Source organism: Streptomyces sp. NPDC101191, from assembly GCF_044767915.1.
Taxonomy (GTDB): Bacteria; Actinomycetota; Actinomycetes; order Streptomycetales; family Streptomycetaceae; genus Streptomyces.
Genome location: NZ_JBIWOU010000002.1, coordinates 368,045 through 385,355, shown reverse-complemented (window position 1 = coordinate 385,355; position 17,311 = coordinate 368,045). Strand labels below are relative to the sequence as shown.

General features: G+C 73.0%; 13 protein-coding genes and 2 pseudogenes. 7 read left to right on the top strand and 8 right to left on the bottom strand.

Annotation, left to right across the window (positions count from 1 at the left end):
* Window positions 1-346 precede the first annotated feature (346 nt).
* From ACIRQF_RS08840 to ACIRQF_RS08830, 3 genes and pseudogenes are all read left to right on the top strand, one after another.
* Complete coding sequence (locus tag ACIRQF_RS08840; protein ID WP_376634305.1) at window positions 347-721, top strand: hypothetical protein; 375 nt, start codon at window positions 347-349, stop codon at window positions 719-721.
* 190 nt (window positions 722-911) lie between these two features.
* On the top strand, window positions 912-1,250 hold the full coding sequence (locus tag ACIRQF_RS08835) for an ArsR/SmtB family transcription factor (protein WP_376634307.1): 339 nt from the start codon (window positions 912-914) through the stop codon (window positions 1,248-1,250).
* 229 nt (window positions 1,251-1,479) lie between these two features.
* Window positions 1,480-1,750: pseudogene (locus ACIRQF_RS08830) on the top strand (transposase); the annotation flags it as partial.
* A 142-nt stretch (window positions 1,751-1,892) separates the two neighbouring features.
* Here the strand turns inward: ACIRQF_RS08830 and ACIRQF_RS08825 are convergent.
* The 7 genes from ACIRQF_RS08825 to ACIRQF_RS08795 form a co-directional block, all read right to left on the bottom strand.
* Window positions 1,893-2,174, bottom strand: coding sequence for a hypothetical protein (locus ACIRQF_RS08825; RefSeq protein ID WP_404090137.1), 282 nt, complete (start codon window positions 2,172-2,174; stop codon window positions 1,893-1,895).
* Between the two features lie 170 nt (window positions 2,175-2,344).
* Window positions 2,345-2,917 carry a hypothetical protein gene (locus ACIRQF_RS08820; protein ID WP_404090135.1) on the bottom strand — a complete coding sequence of 191 codons (573 nt, stop codon included), beginning with the start codon at window positions 2,915-2,917 and terminating at the stop codon, window positions 2,345-2,347.
* Between the two features lie 217 nt (window positions 2,918-3,134).
* The gene (locus ACIRQF_RS08815; RefSeq protein WP_404090133.1) at window positions 3,135-4,352 is read right to left on the bottom strand and encodes an amidohydrolase; all 1,218 of its coding nucleotides are present in this window, start codon (window positions 4,350-4,352) and stop codon (window positions 3,135-3,137) included.
* Window positions 4,353-4,704: 352 nt separating this feature from the next.
* Entirely contained in the window at window positions 4,705-6,768 is a 2,064-nt protein-coding gene (locus ACIRQF_RS08810) for a S9 family peptidase (protein WP_382486320.1), read from the bottom strand.
* Complete coding sequence (locus ACIRQF_RS08805; RefSeq protein ID WP_404090131.1) at window positions 6,741-8,525, bottom strand: N-acetylglutaminylglutamine amidotransferase; 1,785 nt, start codon at window positions 8,523-8,525, stop codon at window positions 6,741-6,743. Before ACIRQF_RS08805 ends, ACIRQF_RS08810 begins: the two co-directional genes overlap by 28 nt.
* Window positions 8,513-9,892 carry a glutamate--cysteine ligase gene (locus ACIRQF_RS08800; RefSeq protein WP_404090129.1) on the bottom strand — a complete coding sequence of 460 codons (1,380 nt, stop codon included), beginning with the start codon at window positions 9,890-9,892 and terminating at the stop codon, window positions 8,513-8,515. The genes ACIRQF_RS08805 and ACIRQF_RS08800 overlap by 13 nt, the downstream gene beginning before the upstream one ends.
* A gap of 195 nt (window positions 9,893-10,087) precedes the next feature.
* Window positions 10,088-10,297 (bottom strand): hypothetical protein, encoded by a 210-nt coding sequence (locus tag ACIRQF_RS08795; protein WP_404090127.1) that lies wholly within the window; start codon window positions 10,295-10,297, stop codon window positions 10,088-10,090.
* A gap of 197 nt (window positions 10,298-10,494) precedes the next feature.
* Here ACIRQF_RS08795 and ACIRQF_RS08790 point away from each other — a divergent pair.
* From ACIRQF_RS08790 to ACIRQF_RS08775, 4 genes and pseudogenes are all read left to right on the top strand, one after another.
* Window positions 10,495-10,953 (top strand): annotated as a pseudogene (locus ACIRQF_RS08790) (SRPBCC family protein); the annotation flags it as partial.
* A gap of 453 nt (window positions 10,954-11,406) precedes the next feature.
* Window positions 11,407-12,372: an LLM class F420-dependent oxidoreductase gene (locus ACIRQF_RS08785; protein ID WP_404090125.1), complete on the top strand. Its 966-nt coding sequence runs from the start codon at window positions 11,407-11,409 to the stop codon at window positions 12,370-12,372.
* A 222-nt stretch (window positions 12,373-12,594) separates the two neighbouring features.
* Window positions 12,595-14,310, top strand: coding sequence for a PP2C family protein-serine/threonine phosphatase (locus ACIRQF_RS08780; RefSeq protein WP_404090123.1), 1,716 nt, complete (start codon window positions 12,595-12,597; stop codon window positions 14,308-14,310).
* A 230-nt stretch (window positions 14,311-14,540) separates the two neighbouring features.
* A complete protein-coding gene (locus ACIRQF_RS08775) occupies window positions 14,541-15,668 on the top strand; it encodes a glutamate--cysteine ligase (RefSeq protein WP_404090121.1) in 1,128 nt (375 codons plus the stop codon).
* Window positions 15,669-15,845: 177 nt separating this feature from the next.
* On the opposite strand, the gene ACIRQF_RS08770 is transcribed toward ACIRQF_RS08775, so the two are convergent.
* A complete protein-coding gene (locus ACIRQF_RS08770) occupies window positions 15,846-17,276 on the bottom strand; it encodes a DEAD/DEAH box helicase (RefSeq protein ID WP_404090119.1) in 1,431 nt (476 codons plus the stop codon).
* Window positions 17,277-17,311 lie beyond the last annotated feature (35 nt).

Below are 17,311 nucleotides of genomic sequence, written 5' to 3'. Positions count from 1 at the left end.
GGCGTGACGGCGCGTCCCGGCCGGCTCCGACGGCGGCGGTGGGGGAGTGCGGCCGGAGCTGCACGCGTGTCGGTGGGTACGGCGGTTCGACGGATGCGCATCAACCAGCCATCGAGCGCCGCTCCTTCGGCGCGGTGAGGTGAGACGATTCGCCTGCTCCGCCACGTATTCATGGGTGCGCCCCCGGTGCTCCCGCAACAGTCGATGCTAGGGCACGGGGGATCGATTCCTGCCGGATTCCCGATCTTCCTGAAGTTCCGACACCCAGTGGGTAGCGTCTGCCGTCGTCACCCGGCCGGGTTGTGAGGGCGGCCGGGTTCTTCCAGAACAGAGGGAGCAGGAACTGATGTTGAGTGTGGAGACATCTCTCAAAGAGGCGATGACCTCGATCGAGGGGAGCCTGGGGGTCGCACTGGTCGACTACACGAGCGGCATGGCCCTCGGCACCCTGGGTGGTGGCAAGGACCTCGATCTGGCGGTGGCCGCGGCCGGCAACACCGACGTGATCCGGGCGAAGGTCCGCACCATGGAGATGCTGGACCTCAAGGAGGACATCGAGGACGTGCTGATCACCCTCGGGAGTCAGTACCACCTCATCCGGCTGATCAGGGGCCGCGGGGGCAACGGCCTCTTCCTATACCTCGTCCTCGACAAGGGCAGGGCCAATCTGGCCATGGCCAGGCACCAGCTCCGGCGCATCGAGGAATCGCTGGAGCTGTAGCCTTCGTCCCGCTTCCCGGCTCCCGCATGCCCCGGACTTGAAAGAGTTTTCAACTCGGCACATCTGAATGTGATCAGTCGGGGGCGGGTCGGAGCCGGAGGCGGGAGGATGACGGAAGCTGGACATCGAGGAGCCGGCAGTTCCGGCTGCCGGCCCTCGGAACGGTCGAACCGGGTGGGAGTGTTGTCGCATGCAGGTGCCGCTGTACCAGGCGAAAGCGGAGTTCTTCCGCATGCTCGGGCATCCCGTTCGCATCCGCGTGCTCGAACTTCTCCAGAACGGCCCCGTACCTGTCCGCGAGCTTCTGAACGAGATCGAGATCGAGCCGTCCAACCTCTCCCAACAGCTCGCCGTGCTGCGCCGATCAGGCATCGTCGTCTCGATCCGTGACGGCGCCACCGTCAGCTACGCCCTCGCCGGCGGCGACGTGGCGGACCTCCTGCGCGCCGCACGCCGCATCCTGACCGAACTCCTCGCCGGACAGAGCGAGCTGCTCGCCGAACTCCGCCACGCCGACACCTCGGCCTAGACGGTCCGCCGGGGAGCTGCGGACCGACAGGGCGGGCCCGAGCCGGATCGCATCACGCGACGGCCGGCGCCCCTCCGGGTTCGGCCGTCAGGCCGGGGATCGCCGGTCGCTGCGCGCCCGCGCCGACGCGATCGTTGCACGCCACGCAGACGCATCGGAGCGTCAGAGGGCGTCACCTCTGGGCGGGACTGACGCGTGTCTCTTCGATCGGTCGGTCGGTTGATCGGGTGTGTCCGACCTTCTAGCCATCACTGATGCGATGTGGGACCGGATCGAGCCGCTGATGCCGGCCGATCCGGTACGCGGTCGGCGGTGGGCCGATCACCGCCGAACCGTGGAGGCCATCGCGTGGAAGTACCGGACCCGCTCACCCTGGCGGGACCTGCCGGCCGAGCTCGGCTCGTTCCAGACCGCTCACAAGCGGCTGATCAGGTGGGCCGGGGACGGGACCTGGGAGCGCATCCTCGTCGCGGTTCGGGCCGCGGCCGCCGACGCGGACGACACCGCCTGGACCGTGGACCGCACCGGACACCCCTGCGTCGGGGAACAGCAGAGCTCGGCGGCGCTTCCCGCCGTCGGGCCGGAACCGGGACCCCCTGCCCTCGCCGCCGGAGCCTCGGACGGCACGAAGCGTCCGCTGCCCTAGGAGCCTGATCGGGCCCGGGCCCTGGCGCGGTTCCAGCGGACGGCCTTCGCCGCGATGGTCGCGGTCAGCAGGGCCAGTCCGGCGCACATGACCACGATGTTGCCCAGGCCGATGCCGCTGAGGAGCGTCATGCCGCCCAGGGAGTCGAGGAGGTCCAGCCGGGCTCCGGCGCGGGCTGTGGGCTCCGTACCCCGCAGGCGCCGCACGACGGGTATGAGGGTGATCAGTTGCAGGGCCGCCAGGACGAGGAACATCCAGCGGAACGAGTCGATGTCCACGCCGGGAATCCTACGTCCCGGCTGGTCACGTCATGCCTGAGAGCGTGGGGGAGCGGGCGCAACGACCGCACCGGCGCGCGGAGTCGGCCGCCGTGCGGAAGGAAGGGGCAGCGCTCGGATCGGAGGCTCGGGCGGCCGCCCGAGCCGCGGCCGCGGACGTCGGCAGCCGGTTACGGGCCTGTCCGCCCCCGGCCGCCTGCAGCCGCTTGCGCCGTGGGGCGCGGCGCCGTCCCCGAGGGCTCGAACGCGCGGGCCGCCGCGGCGAGGCGCAATTCCTCCAGCACGCCGGCCTGATGGCGGGCCCGGTCCAGTAGCCGTTCCAACGCGCCACGGTCGAGACGCGGGTCGGCGCCGGCCACGCTCCGCAAGGCGGACCAGAGGGCGCCCTTGGCCTCCACGCCCAGCCGCATGGCCTCGAACTCCAGGACGTCGCTCAAAGGCGAGCGGGACATCAGGCGGCCGTTGAGCTTCAGGCGTCCGGCCCGTTCCGCCAGGGCGCCCAGGACCGCGCGGGCGCGACGCCTCGGTATGCCCAGGACCCGCATGATCTCGCGCAGACTGTCACGGTCCTCCGCGATCTCCCGCGCGAGGTGGGTCAGAGACGCCTCCAGGGGCGTGTCCCGATGGTTCCGGGCGATCCGGCGGATCAGCGACAGCCCGCCGCTGGAACCCGCAAGGTGGTCGTTGAGGTAGATGGCCAGCAGTTGCCCGGCATCCGCGGGCGCGCGATGTCGCCGTGCCATGACCGCAGCCTTTCGCTTGCGGGCGACCCGTGGCCGCCGTCGAGGGCTTCCGGCCACGCAAGTGCCCGCAGGGCTCCCGGTGAAACCTGGTACGTGCGCACGAGCGTGTACGTACGGGGATCCTGACCGGCCGGTCGGCGACGAGGGGCCGTGACGAGAGCGTGCCGACGTAAGAGGCGACCGCCCCTCCGCCGACCGCCCCTCGGCCGGAGTCCGTTCACAGGCCGGCGGAGGCCTTCTTCCGGAGGCCCGCCCAGGCGATCTCCGCGACGTCCCGGCGCAGCAGGACGTCGACCGCCGTGCAGGCCAGCGCCTCCGCGGCGGCCAGCATCACCTGTCGTGCGCGCTGCCCGGCGGAGGCCTCCGCGAACTGTGGCGTGTGTGTGGACGACTCCGACCCCAGGATCGCGACGAAGGGGTGGATGGCGGGCACGCGCGTGCTGACGTTCCCGATGTCCGACGACCCCACGTAGACCCCGGGGGTGGGCTCCGACAAGCGGATGCCCGTCCGCGCGAGGTGACCCGAGAAGAGACCCGAGAGGACCTCGCTGTCACGGAAGTGCTCGTAGCGGCCACCGACGTCGGTCACCTCCACCGTCGTGCGGGTGGCCAGAGCGACTCCTCGCGCGCACGAGCGGAACTCGTCCAGCAGCGCCTCCAGCGCCGCGGTGGTCGCCCCGCGCAGCCCGAACAGGCCCTCCGCGTACTCCGGGACGATGTTCGTCGCGCGGCCACCGTCCGACACGATTCCCTGGACGTGCGATCCCGGCGGGAGTCGCCTGCTCAGGACGCCCAGCGTGTTGAAGAGCTGGACGAGGGCGCCCAGGGCGTCGATCCCCTCGGTCGGGTTGCCCGTCGGGTGCGCGGCGCGCCCGTGGAACCCCACCCGGACCTGCGCGCTGGCCGTCAGCGGCGCCCAGGCCCAGTCGTACACACCCGGGTGGAACATCAGCGCCGCGTCGACCCCGTCGAACGCCCCCGCTTCCACCAGCGTGACCTTGCCACCGCCGCGCTCCTCCGCCGGCGTCCCGACGGCCAGCAGGCCGCCCTCTACCTCACCGAGCACGGTGTGCAGCGCGAGCGCCGCACCGAGGCCGGCCGTGGCGATGAGGTTGTGGCCGCAGGCGTGCCCGAGCAGCGGCAGCGCGTCGTACTCCATCAGCAGGGCCACGCGGCGACCGGTGGCCTCGGGGCTCAGGGACGCGGCTCCCGCGCGGCCGACGAAGGCGGTCGGCAGCCCCGCCACCCCGCGCTCCACCCGGAAGCCCTCCCGCTCCAGCTCGTCCCCGAGCAGTCCGGCCGCCCGGTGTTCCTCGTAGGCCGTCTCCGGCTCGCGGTGGAGCGCGAGGCTGAGGTCCCAGAGCCGTTCCGCACGGGCGGCCACCTGCCGTGCGATGCGAGCGTGCAGGTCCTGGGGTTCGGGAATCCGTGACACGTCGGGCCTCCTCCGACCAGGGCGGAACGCCGCGCCCGTTCCGCGTCTTCCACGCGAGCGGCCCCCGGCGCCTTGGTGCGACCGGTACGTGCGCCGACGGCCGGCAGCCAGGGATCCTTCATCCGTTCCGAGCGCCCCGGCCTGTCCTCCCGCCCGCCGAGCCGGAGCCCGTCCCGGCGGCGCAGCCTGTCCGCTCGCTCGCCGAGCCGGAGCCCGTCCCCGCGCCCCGGCCTGTCCTCCCGCCCGCCGAGCCGGAGCCCGTCCGCGCCCCTCGGCCGTCCACCCGCTTGCCGAAGCGGAGCCCGTCCGCGCGCCCGCGCCCCGCCACCCGCTCGTCGCGCCCGGGCCCCGTTCACGCGGCGAGCCGGCGCTGGATCCAGTCCGCGGCGGTCAGCCTGAACAGACGTCGGCTCTCCGCGCGGCGGAAGTCGTGGCCCTCCTCGTGCAGCAACAGCAGTTCCGCCTCGAGTCCGCGGGCCCGGGCGGCCGCGACGATCTGCTCGGATTCGCGCGGGGGGACGTTGGTGTCGTGCTCGCCGTGGATCGCGAGCAGAGGCACCCGCAGGGCGTCGACACGGCTCATCGGGGAGAGCGCGCGCAGCAAGGACCGGTCGCGGACCGGGTGGCCGTACTTGTGCGCCGCCGAATCGGCCAGCCAGGGCTCCGTGCCGGCGAAGAAGGTCGCGAAGTCGGACATGCCGCAGACGGTGACCCCGGTGCGGAAGAGCTCGGGGTGCCAGACGAGGGAGGCGAGGGTGAGGTAGCCGCCGTACGAGTGGCCCATGACGGCCAGACGCAGGGGGTCGGCGAGCCCCGTCTCGATCACGTGCGCGGCGCAGGCGGCCACGTCCTGGATCGCCGCGAAGCGGCCTGCGCCGAGGTCGGCGTCGCGGAACGTACGGCCCCAGCCGGACGAGCCGCGCACATCCGGGGCGAAGACGTCGAGGCCCCGGCCGAGCAGCTCGTGGTAGAGCGGGTCGAAGACCGGACGTTCCTGTTCTTCCGGGCCACCGTGCAGATGGAGGACGCAGGGGGCCGGCTCGCCGACGGCGCGGCCGGGGGCCCGGTGGTACCAGCCGCCCAGGAGCAGCCCGTCGCGGGCGGTCGGGCGCGCGGGAAACGGCCGTACGGGCGCGCGCCCCGGCGGTACGGTGTCGGCGTCACGCGCCGACCAGGGCGTGCGCGCGGGGGGCGACGCGTCCGGCAGGTGCCACACTCCGGGCCGCCGCTGGGAGCCGGAGAGGGCGACCAGCATGCCCTGCGCTCCGGCCGGCGCGACCCGGGTGACCACCTCGTGCTCGAGATCCACCTCGCGGGGCGCCCGGGCGGCGGCCGTGCTGCCGTCGAGCGGAGCCGTTCCGAAGCCGGTGAGCGTTCGGGTCTCCAGAAGGCTGGCTCCTCGGACGTTCCACGCGAGTGCGGCCCGTCGGCCGTGTTCCATGAAGGCGAGCAGTTCCAGATCGCAGGCCTCGCGGTGAGCCACCACGCGCACGTCGCTCGCGGATTCTCCCGCGCCGCGCAGGTCGAGGGCGAGCAGTGCCGCGTACTCGCGTCCGTGGTCGCTGCGCAACCACACGGTGCGGGCGTCCGGGGAGAAGCGGCCGATCCACGGGTCGCCGTCGGCGACGGGCAACACGTGCGCCGGGGTCCGGTCGGCCAGCCGGAGCACGACCGCCTCCCGGCGTCCGCGCGGTCCGCGGCGCAGCAGGGCAAGGCCGCCGTCCGGGCTGATGTCGCACACCCGCAGCGTCGCGGCGTCGGTCTCGTCCGCGAGCAGGACGGGCGCGCCGGCGGCCGCCGGGTCGAGGAGATAGGCGGTGAGCCGGTCCCTGGCGGGCGGTGAGCCGGCCCCGCCCGCGGGGTGAGCGCCGTCCTGGAGCAGGGCGGCGTGACCGTCGCGCTCGGTCCACCCCGGCGGCCCCTCGACATGCGCGCGGAGCTCCCCCGGCCCGTCGGGGGTGGGTTGGGCGATCGTGACGGCCAGCGCCGTGCCGTCCCTGGTCCAGCAGCCCAGGTACGCCGAGGAGCCCGGGTCCGCGCCGGCCAGGACCCGGCGGTCGGAGCCGTCGGGGCGGACGCAGAGCACACGCGTGTGCCCGCTGCCGCCGGGGGCGACGGTGTAGGCGATCCAGCGGCCGTCCGGTGACCAGGAGACCTCCGTCACGTGGTCCGGGGCGGCATCCAGCAGCCGGACCTCGGAGCCGCCCACCGGCGCCGTCCACAGTTGCGGCACGCCGCCGCGGTCGCAGATGAACGCCACGTGTTCGGCCGCCGGGTCGGCCGTCGGGTACCAGCAGGCGTGTGCCCCGACGCGTGGCCGTTCGTCCGGCGGACCGGCGGCGCTGCCGAGGGGCAGTGCCGCGGGCGCCCCGGACAGGACGGGGGCGGTCAGTGGATGCCGTGCGTCTGCAGCCATGTCTCCAACAACGCTACCTGCCACAGGGCGTTGGCCCCACGGTTCGTGCGGTGGCCGTCGGGCGCCTCGAGGAGCGAGGCGATGTACTCGTCGCGGAACACTCCGCGACCGCGTGCGGCGGGCGCGGCGAACACGTCCCTCACCCGCTGCCGCACCGGCCCCGCCATGTGGCGGATCGCCGGCACCGGGAAGTAGCCCTTCGGCCGGTCGACGACGTCCCTGGGCAGGAGCGTGCGCGCGGCGTCCTTGAGGACACCCTTGCCGCCCTGGGCGAGCTTCAGCTCCGGCGGGCAGGCGGCCGCCAGCTCGACGAGCTCGTGGTCGAGGAACGGTTCGCGTGCCTCCAGTCCCCAGTCCATCGTCATGTTGTCGACCCGCTTGACCGGGTCGTCGACGAGCATGACGTGGGTCTCCGTCCGCAGCGCCGCGTCCAGGGCCGTCTCGGCGCCGGGTGCGGACATGTGCGTACGGACGTACTCCGTCGACGGGTCGAAGCCGGGGAGCATGTCGGGCTGGAGGATCCTCGCCAGCTCGGCGTGCGGGCGGTCGAAGTAGACCTCGGCGTACCGGTCCGGCTCGGCCTCGCGGGGGACGTCGGCCATGGCCGGGTACCAGTGGTAGCCGGCGAAGACCTCGTCGGCGCCCTGACCGCTCTGGACGACGCTGACCTCCTTGGAGACCTGCTCCGACAGGAGATGGAAGGCGACCGCGTCGTGGCTGGTCATCGGCTCGCTCATGGCGGCGACGGCTCCGTCGAGAGCGGTGGAGACGCGGTCCGAGGGCACGATCAGCTGGTGGTGGTCGGTGTCGAAGGACCGGGCGACGCGGTTCGAGTAGGGGAACTCGTCGCCCTCCTCCCCGGCCTCCGACTCGAAGCCCACGCTGAAGGTCCTCAGATCGGTCTGCCCTTCCCCGGCGAGCAGGGCGACGATCAGGCTGGAGTCCAGCCCGCCGGACAGCAGTACCCCTACCGGCACGTCGCCGACCATCCGGCGGCGTACGGCGGTCCGCAGCGCACCGAGGACGGCGTCGCGCCAGTCCTCGGCCCCCATGTCGGCGAACTCGGCCCGGCGCGTGTAGGACGGCTGCCAGTAGAGGTGGTCGTGCTGCGTGCCGTCGGGTTCCACGACCCGCACGGTCGCGGGGGGAAGCTTGCGCACCCCGGCCAGGACGGTGCGCGGCGCCGGCACCGTCGACTGCCAGCTCATGTAGTGGTGCAGGGCGACCGGGTCGAGGGAGGTGTCGACCCCGCCCGCGGCGAGGAGGGCGGGGAGCGTGGAGGCGAACCGCAGCCGTCCGGGCCGGGCCGCCAGGTAGAGCGGCTTGATGCCCAGCCGGTCCCGGGCGAGCACCACTCTGCCGGTGGTGTGCTCCACCAAGGCCACGGCGAACATGCCGACGAGGTGCCGGACGAAGCCGGTGCCCCACTGGCGGTACGCCCTGAGCACGACTTCGGTGTCCGACGTGGTCTCGAAACGGTGGCCGCGCCGCCGCAGCTCCTCGGCGAGTTCCCGGTAGTTGTAGACGCAGCCGTTGAAGACGCAGGTGAGACCCGCCTCGGCGTCGGTCATCGGCTGGGCGGCGCGGTCCGACAGGTCGATGATCTTCAGCCGGCGGTGCCCGAGGGCCACGGCCCCTGCGGACCACAGGCCCCGGCCGTCGGGCCCCCGCGCCGCCAGCCGGTCGGTCATGCGCTCTACGGCGGCCAGGTCGGGCCGCTCGCCGTCGAAGCGCACCTCTCCGCTCAAGCCGCACACGCCGGGCCTCCTTCGGACGGGACGGCGGGCGCGGGGCGGACGCCTTGGGCGGGAGCGGGACCGCCGCGCCGTCGTCGCAGCGCGATCGTTCCGGCCCCGCTCGCCATGTGCTCGTCGGCAGGGTCGTCGGCGACGCCCGGGTCGGCGGGCGCGTGCCGCACGCCTCGCGCCCTGGCCGGCCGGGTCACGAGACGCCCACCACCGCTCTGCCGCCCCGCCGGGTGCGGCGCCGAGCTCCGGGCCCGCTGGGCCCGGTCTCCCCTGCCGGGCCTGGGCGAGCCGCCGCGGGTCTCGGCGAGGAGGTCGTCCACGCCCGCCAGCAGGTCCTGGGCCGCGACCGTCCTGCGCAGCCGGTGGGCGGCGCTGCCATGGGCCAGTGTTTCCTCCGCCAGGGAACGCGCGGTCGCCCAGTCCCCGTACTCCTCCAGTGAGGGGCGGAGCCGCCGCAGCATGCCGCGTACGACCACGGGGGCGGGCGCTGCCCGACGGGTGGTGGGATCGATGAGCTCGCCTTCCAGACCGGACCGGGCGGCCCGCCAGGTGGCGGCCCGCAACCACTCGTGCCGGCCGTCGCACTTGGAGCCGCCCGCCGTACGGAGCTGCGCGCAGGCGTCGACCACGAGGGCCCGGAAGAGGGCGGCGATCAGGACGACGGTCTCGACGCGCGGACACGCGTCGCAGACACGCAGTTCGAGGGTTTGCAGATGGGCCGAGGGACGGACGTCGTAGTAGATCATCCCGGGGTCGTTGATGACGCCCGAGCGAACCAGTTCGTCCATGGCCCGGTCGTACTCGGCGGCGCTGTCGAAGCATCCCGGCGGTCCTGAGGTGGGCCACCGCTGCCAGACCATGGTGCGCCAGCTGGCATAGCCGGTGTCGGCGCCCAGCCAGAAGGGCGAACTCGCCGACAGCGCCAGGAGCGGCGGCAGCCAGGGTCCGACGGCGCACATCGCCCGCACGGCGTCGTCGCGGTCCGGCACGTCGACGTGCACCTGGGCGCCGCAGATCAGCTGCTCGTCCGCCAGCCGACGGTACTCGTCGGTCATGTCGTGGTAGCGGCGCTCAGGGGTCGGCGGGACGGTGCCGAGCCGGGTCAGCGGCGCGGTGCCCGCCGCGACGACCCCGAGGCCCTGGCGGAACGCGCTCTCGTCGAGGCGATGACGGGTGGCGGAAAGATCGACGTAGAGGCTGTCCAGGGACGTGTGCACGCCGCTGTTCGACTCCACTACGGATTGCGGGAGTTCACGGGCGTAGCCGTCCTGCGGTCGGGCCACTTTGCTGAGGACGGCCTCGGCCCGTGGAACGAGTTCCCCGGTCTCGACGTCGATCACGTGGAACTCTTCTTCCACTCCGATCCGGACGGTCACGGTGACTCCTACCGACTCATGGACGTGGTCTCCGACGAGCCGCGCCATGATCGGCGTCAGCCCGTTCGACGTACGAGTGCCCCTCCTGGGGCCTCGTATGCCTGGAGCGCTCATCTGATGTTCCATGCGCACGAACGAGCGGGAGAGTGGTGTGCGGGTGCCGGCCGGCTGGGGCGGCGGCCGGGAATCGGCCGCTCACTGCATCTCGTCCGGCTCGTCGTCCCCCATTTCCTCCCTGTCGCGCCCCCGGTTCGGCCGCCCGTCGTCGTCGCCGGGGCGGCGCAGTTCGCCAGGGCCCTTGCCGCCCTGCGGCGATCGAGCGGACTCGTGTTCCGGGTCGTGGGGACGGATCCGCTGCTCGCGGCCTGTGCCCGGCTGTTGCTCCTTGTCCTGCATGCCGCTCATGACGGCGTCTCCTCTCCGGTGTGGCGGCTGCCTGCCCCACCAACGTGACACGGGGGGTGATGACCTGCATGTCGACGACAGCGGAGAGTGACGGGACGCCTCTGCTGTGTTCGGAAATTGCGAGATTGAGCCGTACTTCGTCGGGTACGCGCGCACCGATCCCGCTTAGTCCTGGACGGCATGAAGGAGGAATGACCGTGAGCATGGTGGAGCAGACGATCGACGTGGACGTTCCGCTGCGGAACGCCTACAACCAGTGGACGCAGTTCGAGGATTTCCCGAACTTCATGGAAGGCGTGGAGGAGGTGCGGCAGGTCGACGCGCGTCACTGTCACTGGCGGACCAAGGTCGCGGGAGTCCGGCGCGAGTTCGACACCGAGATCGTCGACCAGCTGCCGGACGAGCGCATCGCGTGGCGCACCGTGGGCGGTGACGTGAAGCAGAAGGGCGTCGTCACCTTCCAGCGCCTCGACCCGGACCACACGCGGGTCCGGCTCGCGATGGACGTGGAGCCCGAGGGGATGACGGAGAAGGCCGGTGACGCCCTCGGCTTCCTGGACCGCCGCGTCAAGGGCGACCTCAAGCGGTTCAAGGGGTTCATCGAGGAACACGGCCACGAGACCGGTCAGTGGCGCGGCCGCATCAGCCCGTCGGGCGAGATGTCCTCGGGCGAGATGTCCTCGGGTGGGACGTCCCCGGGCGGCATGCCCCCGGGTGGGCGTCAGGATGGGGGCGCGATGGGCGGCGGCACGACAGGTGGGACCGGGTCCCGCCCCGCGCCCGACACCTGGGGCCTCCCGCCGGAGCCGGGTGAGCCGGGAATGCGCTGACGCCCCGGGCCCCGCGTCGCTGCGTACCCGCCTACCGGGCGGCGGCCCCGAGTTGGGGGCGGGTGTGGCGCGGCAAGGCAAGTCGGGGCCGCCGAGTTCCACGGGCCCGCGCCTCGGCGCGGGCCCGTCCGCCTTTCTGCGCGCCCGCCGTGGTCCTCGGTGACGGGGGCGGAAGGGTAGGCGGCACCCTACGGCGCTCGCTGCCGGCCGCGGGCTCACACGCCCGATACGTATCGACTCGTCCGTTTACGGAACAGTGGTCGCGGCAAGGCGCCCGTCATGATGAACATCGGCTACACGATGATGACCGAACAGGCGGGGCCCCGGGAGCTGGTCGAGCACGTGGTCGCGGCCGAGAACGCAGGGTTCGACTTCTCCGTCGTCTCGGACCACTCCTTCCCCTGGCTGGAGGAGCAGGGACACGCGCCGTACGCGTGGAGCGTCCTCGGAGCGGCCGCCCAGGCCACCTCCCGCATCCCGCTGACGACCTTCGTCACCTGTCCGACCTTCCGCTACCACCCCGCCGTGATCGCTCAGAAGGCGGCCACACTCCAACTCCTGTCCGATGGCCGCTTCCGGCTCGGCCTCGGGTCGGGAGAGAACCTCAACGAGCACATCGTCGGGGCGGGTTGGCCCTCGGCGGGCGTCCGGCTCGACATGCTGGAGGAGGCCGTCCTCATCATCCGCGAGCTGTTCGACGGGGGATACGTCACCCGTCGCGGCCGCCACTTCCAGGTCGAGAACGCCCGGATCTGGGACCTCCCCGACACGCCGCCGCCCCTGGGGATCGCGGTCTCGGGCCCCCGTTCGTGCGAGATCGCCGGTCGCCACGCCGATCTCCTCATCGCCACGGAGCCCGAGGCAGGACTCCTGGACGCATTCGACCGCCACGGCGGCGCCGGCAAGCCCCGCATCGGCCAACTCCCCCTCAGCTACGACACCGACCGCGACGCGGCGGTCGCCCGTGCCCACGAACAGTTCCGCTGGTCCCTCGGCGGCTGGCGGTTGAACGCCGAACTGCCCCTGCCGGCCGGGTTCGACCAGGCCACCGAACACGTCCGCCCCGAAGACGTCGCCGCCGCCATTCCCTGCGGGGACGACACGGACGCGGTCCTGAAGGCCGTGCGCGCCTACGAGGAGGCGGGATTCACCGACCTCGCCCTCGTCCAGATCGGAGGCTCCCGGCAACTGCCCTTCATCCGCTGGGCCGAATCCACCCTGCTGCCCGCCCTTCGCGAACAGTGACGGCCGCGCGGAACCGAAGAGATGGCGGGCGTACGTCGGCCCGCACACGCGGAACCGCAGAGGCGGCGAGCGTACGTCGGCACACACACCCGGCGAGCCCCGTCTCCGCAGGAAGTCCGTCCAGGGAACGGGCCCTGACGGGCACCGGCGCCCTCGGCGGCAGGCGGGCACGTCGGCCGATCCTGCTTCCGGAGTCATGTCCGCCCGGCCAAGGAGGCGATCATGAGTTTTCCGCTGCCTGACAACGTCGACGAGCTGAAGGCCATGATCGGACGGGAGGTCGCCTCCCTGCGTGACGGGGTGCGCCGCACCGCCGATCGGCCCGCTCCGGCCGAGCCGGGAACGGCCGTCACCACGCCGGTGCAGTCGCTGGCTGCCGGCCCCTCCCACGACTCCTACGCCGCGCCCCGATGTCTGTGCAGCACACACGACCAGGGCGCCACAGGGACGTGCTCCGCGCTCAGCGCCATCCCCGCGTCCGCCGTGCTGCTGGAACCGCTCCGCGACGACACGGGGACCGTACGGGACTTCCGTATCGTCGCGGGCAACCGGATGCGGTCCGCCGCCTGGCTGGAGGCACCGGACCGTCAGGTGGGCCAGCGCTTTCTCGAGGCCCGGCCCGGAGCGGTGCACAGCGGGCTCCTTGCAGCGCTCGCCGGCCTCGTCGACAACGGCGGCTCGCTGGAGGGCCGCGTCGTCGACTACACCGAGCAACGGCTCGGCAGACTCCACCGGGCTCCGCTGCTGTACTCGGCCGCGCTCTGCGGGGAGCAGGTGCTCGCCACCTGGCGGCCCGTGCGGAGCCAGACGGAACTCCTGACGATCGACGCCCAGTACCTGGCCTCCCTCGGGTGGGGCAACTGGGACCTGCTGTCCGGCGAGGTGACCTGGTCGGAAGGACTCAGCCGGATCTTCCACGCCGAGATCGGCATGCCCTGGACGCTCGACCAGCTCTGCGACGCCCTGGTGCCGGACGATCTCACCGCGTTCTCCGAGTTCCTCACCTCGGTGCTCGCCGGTGAGGAACCCGCGTGGACCCGGATACGGTTCCTGGTCCTCGGCGAGGTGCGCACCCTCGACCTGCTCGGCCGCCCCGTCGCCGGGACCGACGGCCGACCCTGGGCCGTCAACCTGGTCGCGCGCGACCTCACACCGCAGATCCGCAGCCGCCGACGGCTCGCCGAGACCGAGCGCGAGTCGGACCGGCTGCGGCGCCAGGCCCAGGCGGAACGCAGGGTGGCGGACGCGCTCCGCGAGGCCCTGCTGCCCACGCTCTCGGAGGCGTTGGCGGCCGTCGGACTCACCGTGGCCGCCTCCTACCGGCCCGCCGAGCCCGACGCCGCCGTCGGTGGCGACTGGTACAAGTGCCGGCTGTTGCCGGACGGCCGGGTGCTGGTGGCCATGGGCGATGCCGCCGGGCACGGCCTCGACGCCGTGGCCCGCATGGCCCAGCAACGCCACGCCCTGGCCGGCCTCGCCCAGACCGGGGCCGACGCCGGGGAGATCACGACCTGGCTGAACGAGCTGGTCTGCAGCGATCCCGCCGGTCAGACCGCCACGGTGGTCGCCGGACACATCGACGAGACCCGCGCCCTGTGCTGGGCCGACGCCGGGCACCCCGCGCCGCTTCTCCTGCGCGAAGGCCGGGCCGAGCCCCTCGACACCGGCCGGAGAGGACCGCTGCTCGGTGCCCTACCCGGCTACGGGTACGAGACGACCTCGACTCCGCTACGGGCGGGCGACGTTCTCCTGCTGTACACCGACGGCATGGTGGAGCACCGTGGAGAGGACGTGACGAAGGGCATCGAGCGCCTCGCGAACGCGATGGGGCGGTCCTCCGCACTCGCCCCGCAGCAGATGATCGACGTGCTGCTCGCCGATCCGGAGCAGGCCGGGCCCGACGACGACGCCTGCATGCTCGCGATCCGTGTCAACTGAAACTGCAACGAGCCGCGCCAACGGCTGTCGGACACCGCCGAGGAAGCCCGGCGTTCCTTGCCGGGGGAGACCGGCGAGCGGGTGGCGCCAGGGGTTCGTCATCGGCGGGGCACCGCCGCTACGGCCCATCCACCTGCGAGCATCACCCGGGCCGTCCTGGGCAGGCGTAGGACCGGCGGACCCGACCGCCCGGCGCCGTTCGGCGTACCGAGTGTCGTACAGGAGCATGGATGCGCACCGTAGGAGTCGAAGAGGAACTGCTGCTCGTCAGCGCCACGACCGGGGAGCCGCTCGCGGTGTCGGCCGCGGTGCTCGCGGCCGCGGCACAAGGCCGGGACGAGGACGAGCAGGGCGGCGGGGGCGATGACCCGCAAGGCGGCTTCGAGAAGGAGCTGCACCAGGAACAGCTGGAATTCGCCACCCGCCCCGTGAGCGACATGGGCGAACTGCGGGCGGAGATCGTCCGGTGGCGCGGGGATGCGGCTCGGTACGCCAAGGAGGCCGGCGCCCGGGTCGCGGCCCTGGCGACCTCACCGCTTCCGGTGGACCCCTCACGGAACTTCGGGCGCCGGTACCTGTGGATGGCGGAGCAGTTCGCCCTCACGACACAGGAGCAGCTCACCTGCGGGTGCCACGTCCACGTCTCCGTGGAGTCGGACGAGGAGGGCGTCGCCGTGCTGGACCGGATCAGACCCTGGCTCTCCCTCCTGAACGCCGTCAGCGGCAACTCGCCGTTCTGGGGCGGCCAGGACAGCGGATACAGCAGTTACCGCAGCCGAGTCTGGAACCGGCTGCCCTCGGCGGGACCTTACGAGCCGTTCGGCAGCGCGGAGGGATACCACGAGCGGGTGCGCGACATGCTCGCGACGGGGGTCCTGCGCGACCGGGGCATGGTCTACTTCGACGCCCGGCTCTCCCACAGCTACCCGACCGTCGAGATCCGCGTCGCGGACGTCTGTCTGGAGCCGGACACCACCGTTCTGGTGGCGACCCTGGCCCGGGGGCTGGTGCAGACCGCGGCCGACGCGTGGCGCGCGGGGGAGCCGCCTGCCCGGATCCCGGCCACCCTGTTGCGGCTGGCGTCGTGGCGAGCGGCCCGTTCCGGGCTCCGGGGGCCGCTCCTCGACCCCCGCACCATGCGCGAGACGCCCGCCGAGGTGGCCTTGGAGGCCCTGCTGGAGCACACGGACCCGGCCTTGCGCGCCTGCGGCGACCGCGACCGTGCCCACCGCGCTCTGGCCGCCCTTCTCGCCCAGGGTGGCGGCGCCCAACGCCAGCGCGACCTTCAGCGCGGGGGCTGTGATCTGGGCGAGGTCGTACGGGAGTGCGTGCGGATCACGGCAGGCGACGACGCCTGACCCGGCAGAGCCGGGCCGTCGGCCTCCCCGGCCGGACCCGTCCTCGTGCCGGCCCGGACGCGGGGCTGTCGAAGCTCCGAGGCCGGCATCGGAGAGCCTCGGCAAGCAGGCATCGGGGAGCGTCGGCGTCCAGCGGAGCGTGGCTCCGAAGCGCGGACATGGGTGCCGGGACGGCGCTCACGCGCCGCCGCGCCGCACGCGGGCGGCCCTGCGGGCTTCGGCCGTGCGCCGTGCCTCGGCGGACTTACGGGATTCGTTCTTGGCGCGGCCGGGCTTCCCCGGGACGGTGCCGATCCCACGGAAGGTGGCGCCGCGCCGGTCGCCGCCCGACGCGGGCTTGCCGTCGTCAGGGGTGGCGGCGGGCGTTCGGGCACCGGTGATGCGCCGCAGCTCGGGCTCGCCGGGCCGGACCTTCGTGATCCGGGGCCGGATGCCCGCTTCCGCGAGGACCCGTGCCATGTCACGGCGCTGGTCGGGCAGGGCGAGGGTCACGATGCTTCCGGAGGCCCCGGCCCGTGCCGTACGGCCTCCCCGGTGGAGGTAGTCCTTCGGGTCGGTGGGCGGGTCGACGTTGACGACGAGGTCGAGATCGTCGACATGGATCCCGCGGGCAGCGACGTTCGTCGCCACGAGGACGGTGACCGCCCCGGTCCTGAACCGCTCCAGGGTGTCGGTGCGCTGGGGCTGGGACTTGCCGCCGTGCAGCGCGGCGGCCCGTACGCCGCTGTCGACGAGGTGCCGGGTGAAGCGGTCCACGGCGAGCTTCGTGTCCAGGAACATGATCACGCGCCCGTCGCGGGCGGCGATCTCCGTCGCCGTGGCGAACTTGTCGGCGCCCTGGACGTGGAGCACATGGTGCTCCACCGTGGACGCGGTCTCGTCGGTGAGGTCGGCGGCGTGGCTCACCGGGTCCTGGAGGTAGCGGCGGACCAGCTCCTCGACGTCCTGGTCCAGAGTCGCCGAGAACAGCATGCGCTGTCCGCCGGGCCGCACCTGGTCGAGCAGCTCCGTCACCTGCGGCAGGAACCCCATGTCGGCCATCTGGTCGGCCTCGTCGAGGACCGCGATCTCCACCTGGTCCAGGCGGCAGTCCCTGCGCTCGACGAGGTCCCTGAGGCGGCCCGGCGTGGCGACGACGACCTCCGCACCGGAGCGCAGCTCGGTCGCCTGGCGTCCCGAGTGAAGGCCGCCGACGACGGTGGCCAGGCGCAGCTTCAGGGCCTGGGCGTACGGCGTGAGGGCCTCGGCCACCTGCTGGGCCAGCTCGCGCGTCGGTACGAGAACCAGGGCGAGGGGCTTCTTGGCGTCGGCGCGACGGCCGGCCGTGCGCGCGAGGAGCGGGAGCCCGAAGGCGAGCGTCTTGCCCGACCCGGTGCGGCCCCGGCCGAGGACGTCGCGGCCCGCGAGGGCGCTGGGCAGCGTGGCGGCCTGGATAGGGAACGGGGTGGTGACGCCCTGGGCGGCCAGCGTCGTCAGGAGAGCGGCGGGCAGCTCCATGTCGTCGAAGCGCTCCGCGGCCGGGAGCGACGGGGTGCCGGTGTTGCCGGCGAGATCGGCGAGGCCGGAAAGATCTCCCGTACGGGCGGCCGAGCGGTTCATGGATGCCATGCCTTCTTCGATGGGGTTCCCACCAAGGAAAGCAC

What these genes read in the sequence shown, in the direction of transcription:
- ACIRQF_RS08780 (WP_404090123.1), top strand. Translation starts at nt 12,595, where the DNA reads ATGAGTTTTCCGCTGCCTGACAACGTCGACGAGCTGAAGGCCATGATC.
- ACIRQF_RS08835 (WP_376634307.1), top strand. Translation starts at nt 912, where the DNA reads ATGCAGGTGCCGCTGTACCAGGCGAAAGCGGAGTTCTTCCGCATGCTC.
- ACIRQF_RS08770 (WP_404090119.1), bottom strand. Translation starts at nt 17,276, where the DNA reads ATGGCATCCATGAACCGCTCGGCCGCCCGTACGGGAGATCTTTCCGGC.
- ACIRQF_RS08775 (WP_404090121.1), top strand. Translation starts at nt 14,541, where the DNA reads ATGCGCACCGTAGGAGTCGAAGAGGAACTGCTGCTCGTCAGCGCCACG.
- ACIRQF_RS08810 (WP_382486320.1), bottom strand. Translation starts at nt 6,768, where the DNA reads ATGGCTGCAGACGCACGGCATCCACTGACCGCCCCCGTCCTGTCCGGG.
- ACIRQF_RS08820 (WP_404090135.1), bottom strand. Translation starts at nt 2,917, where the DNA reads ATGGCACGGCGACATCGCGCGCCCGCGGATGCCGGGCAACTGCTGGCC.
- ACIRQF_RS08795 (WP_404090127.1), bottom strand. Translation starts at nt 10,297, where the DNA reads ATGAGCGGCATGCAGGACAAGGAGCAACAGCCGGGCACAGGCCGCGAG.
- ACIRQF_RS08840 (WP_376634305.1), top strand. Translation starts at nt 347, where the DNA reads ATGTTGAGTGTGGAGACATCTCTCAAAGAGGCGATGACCTCGATCGAG.
- ACIRQF_RS08785 (WP_404090125.1), top strand. Translation starts at nt 11,407, where the DNA reads ATGATGAACATCGGCTACACGATGATGACCGAACAGGCGGGGCCCCGG.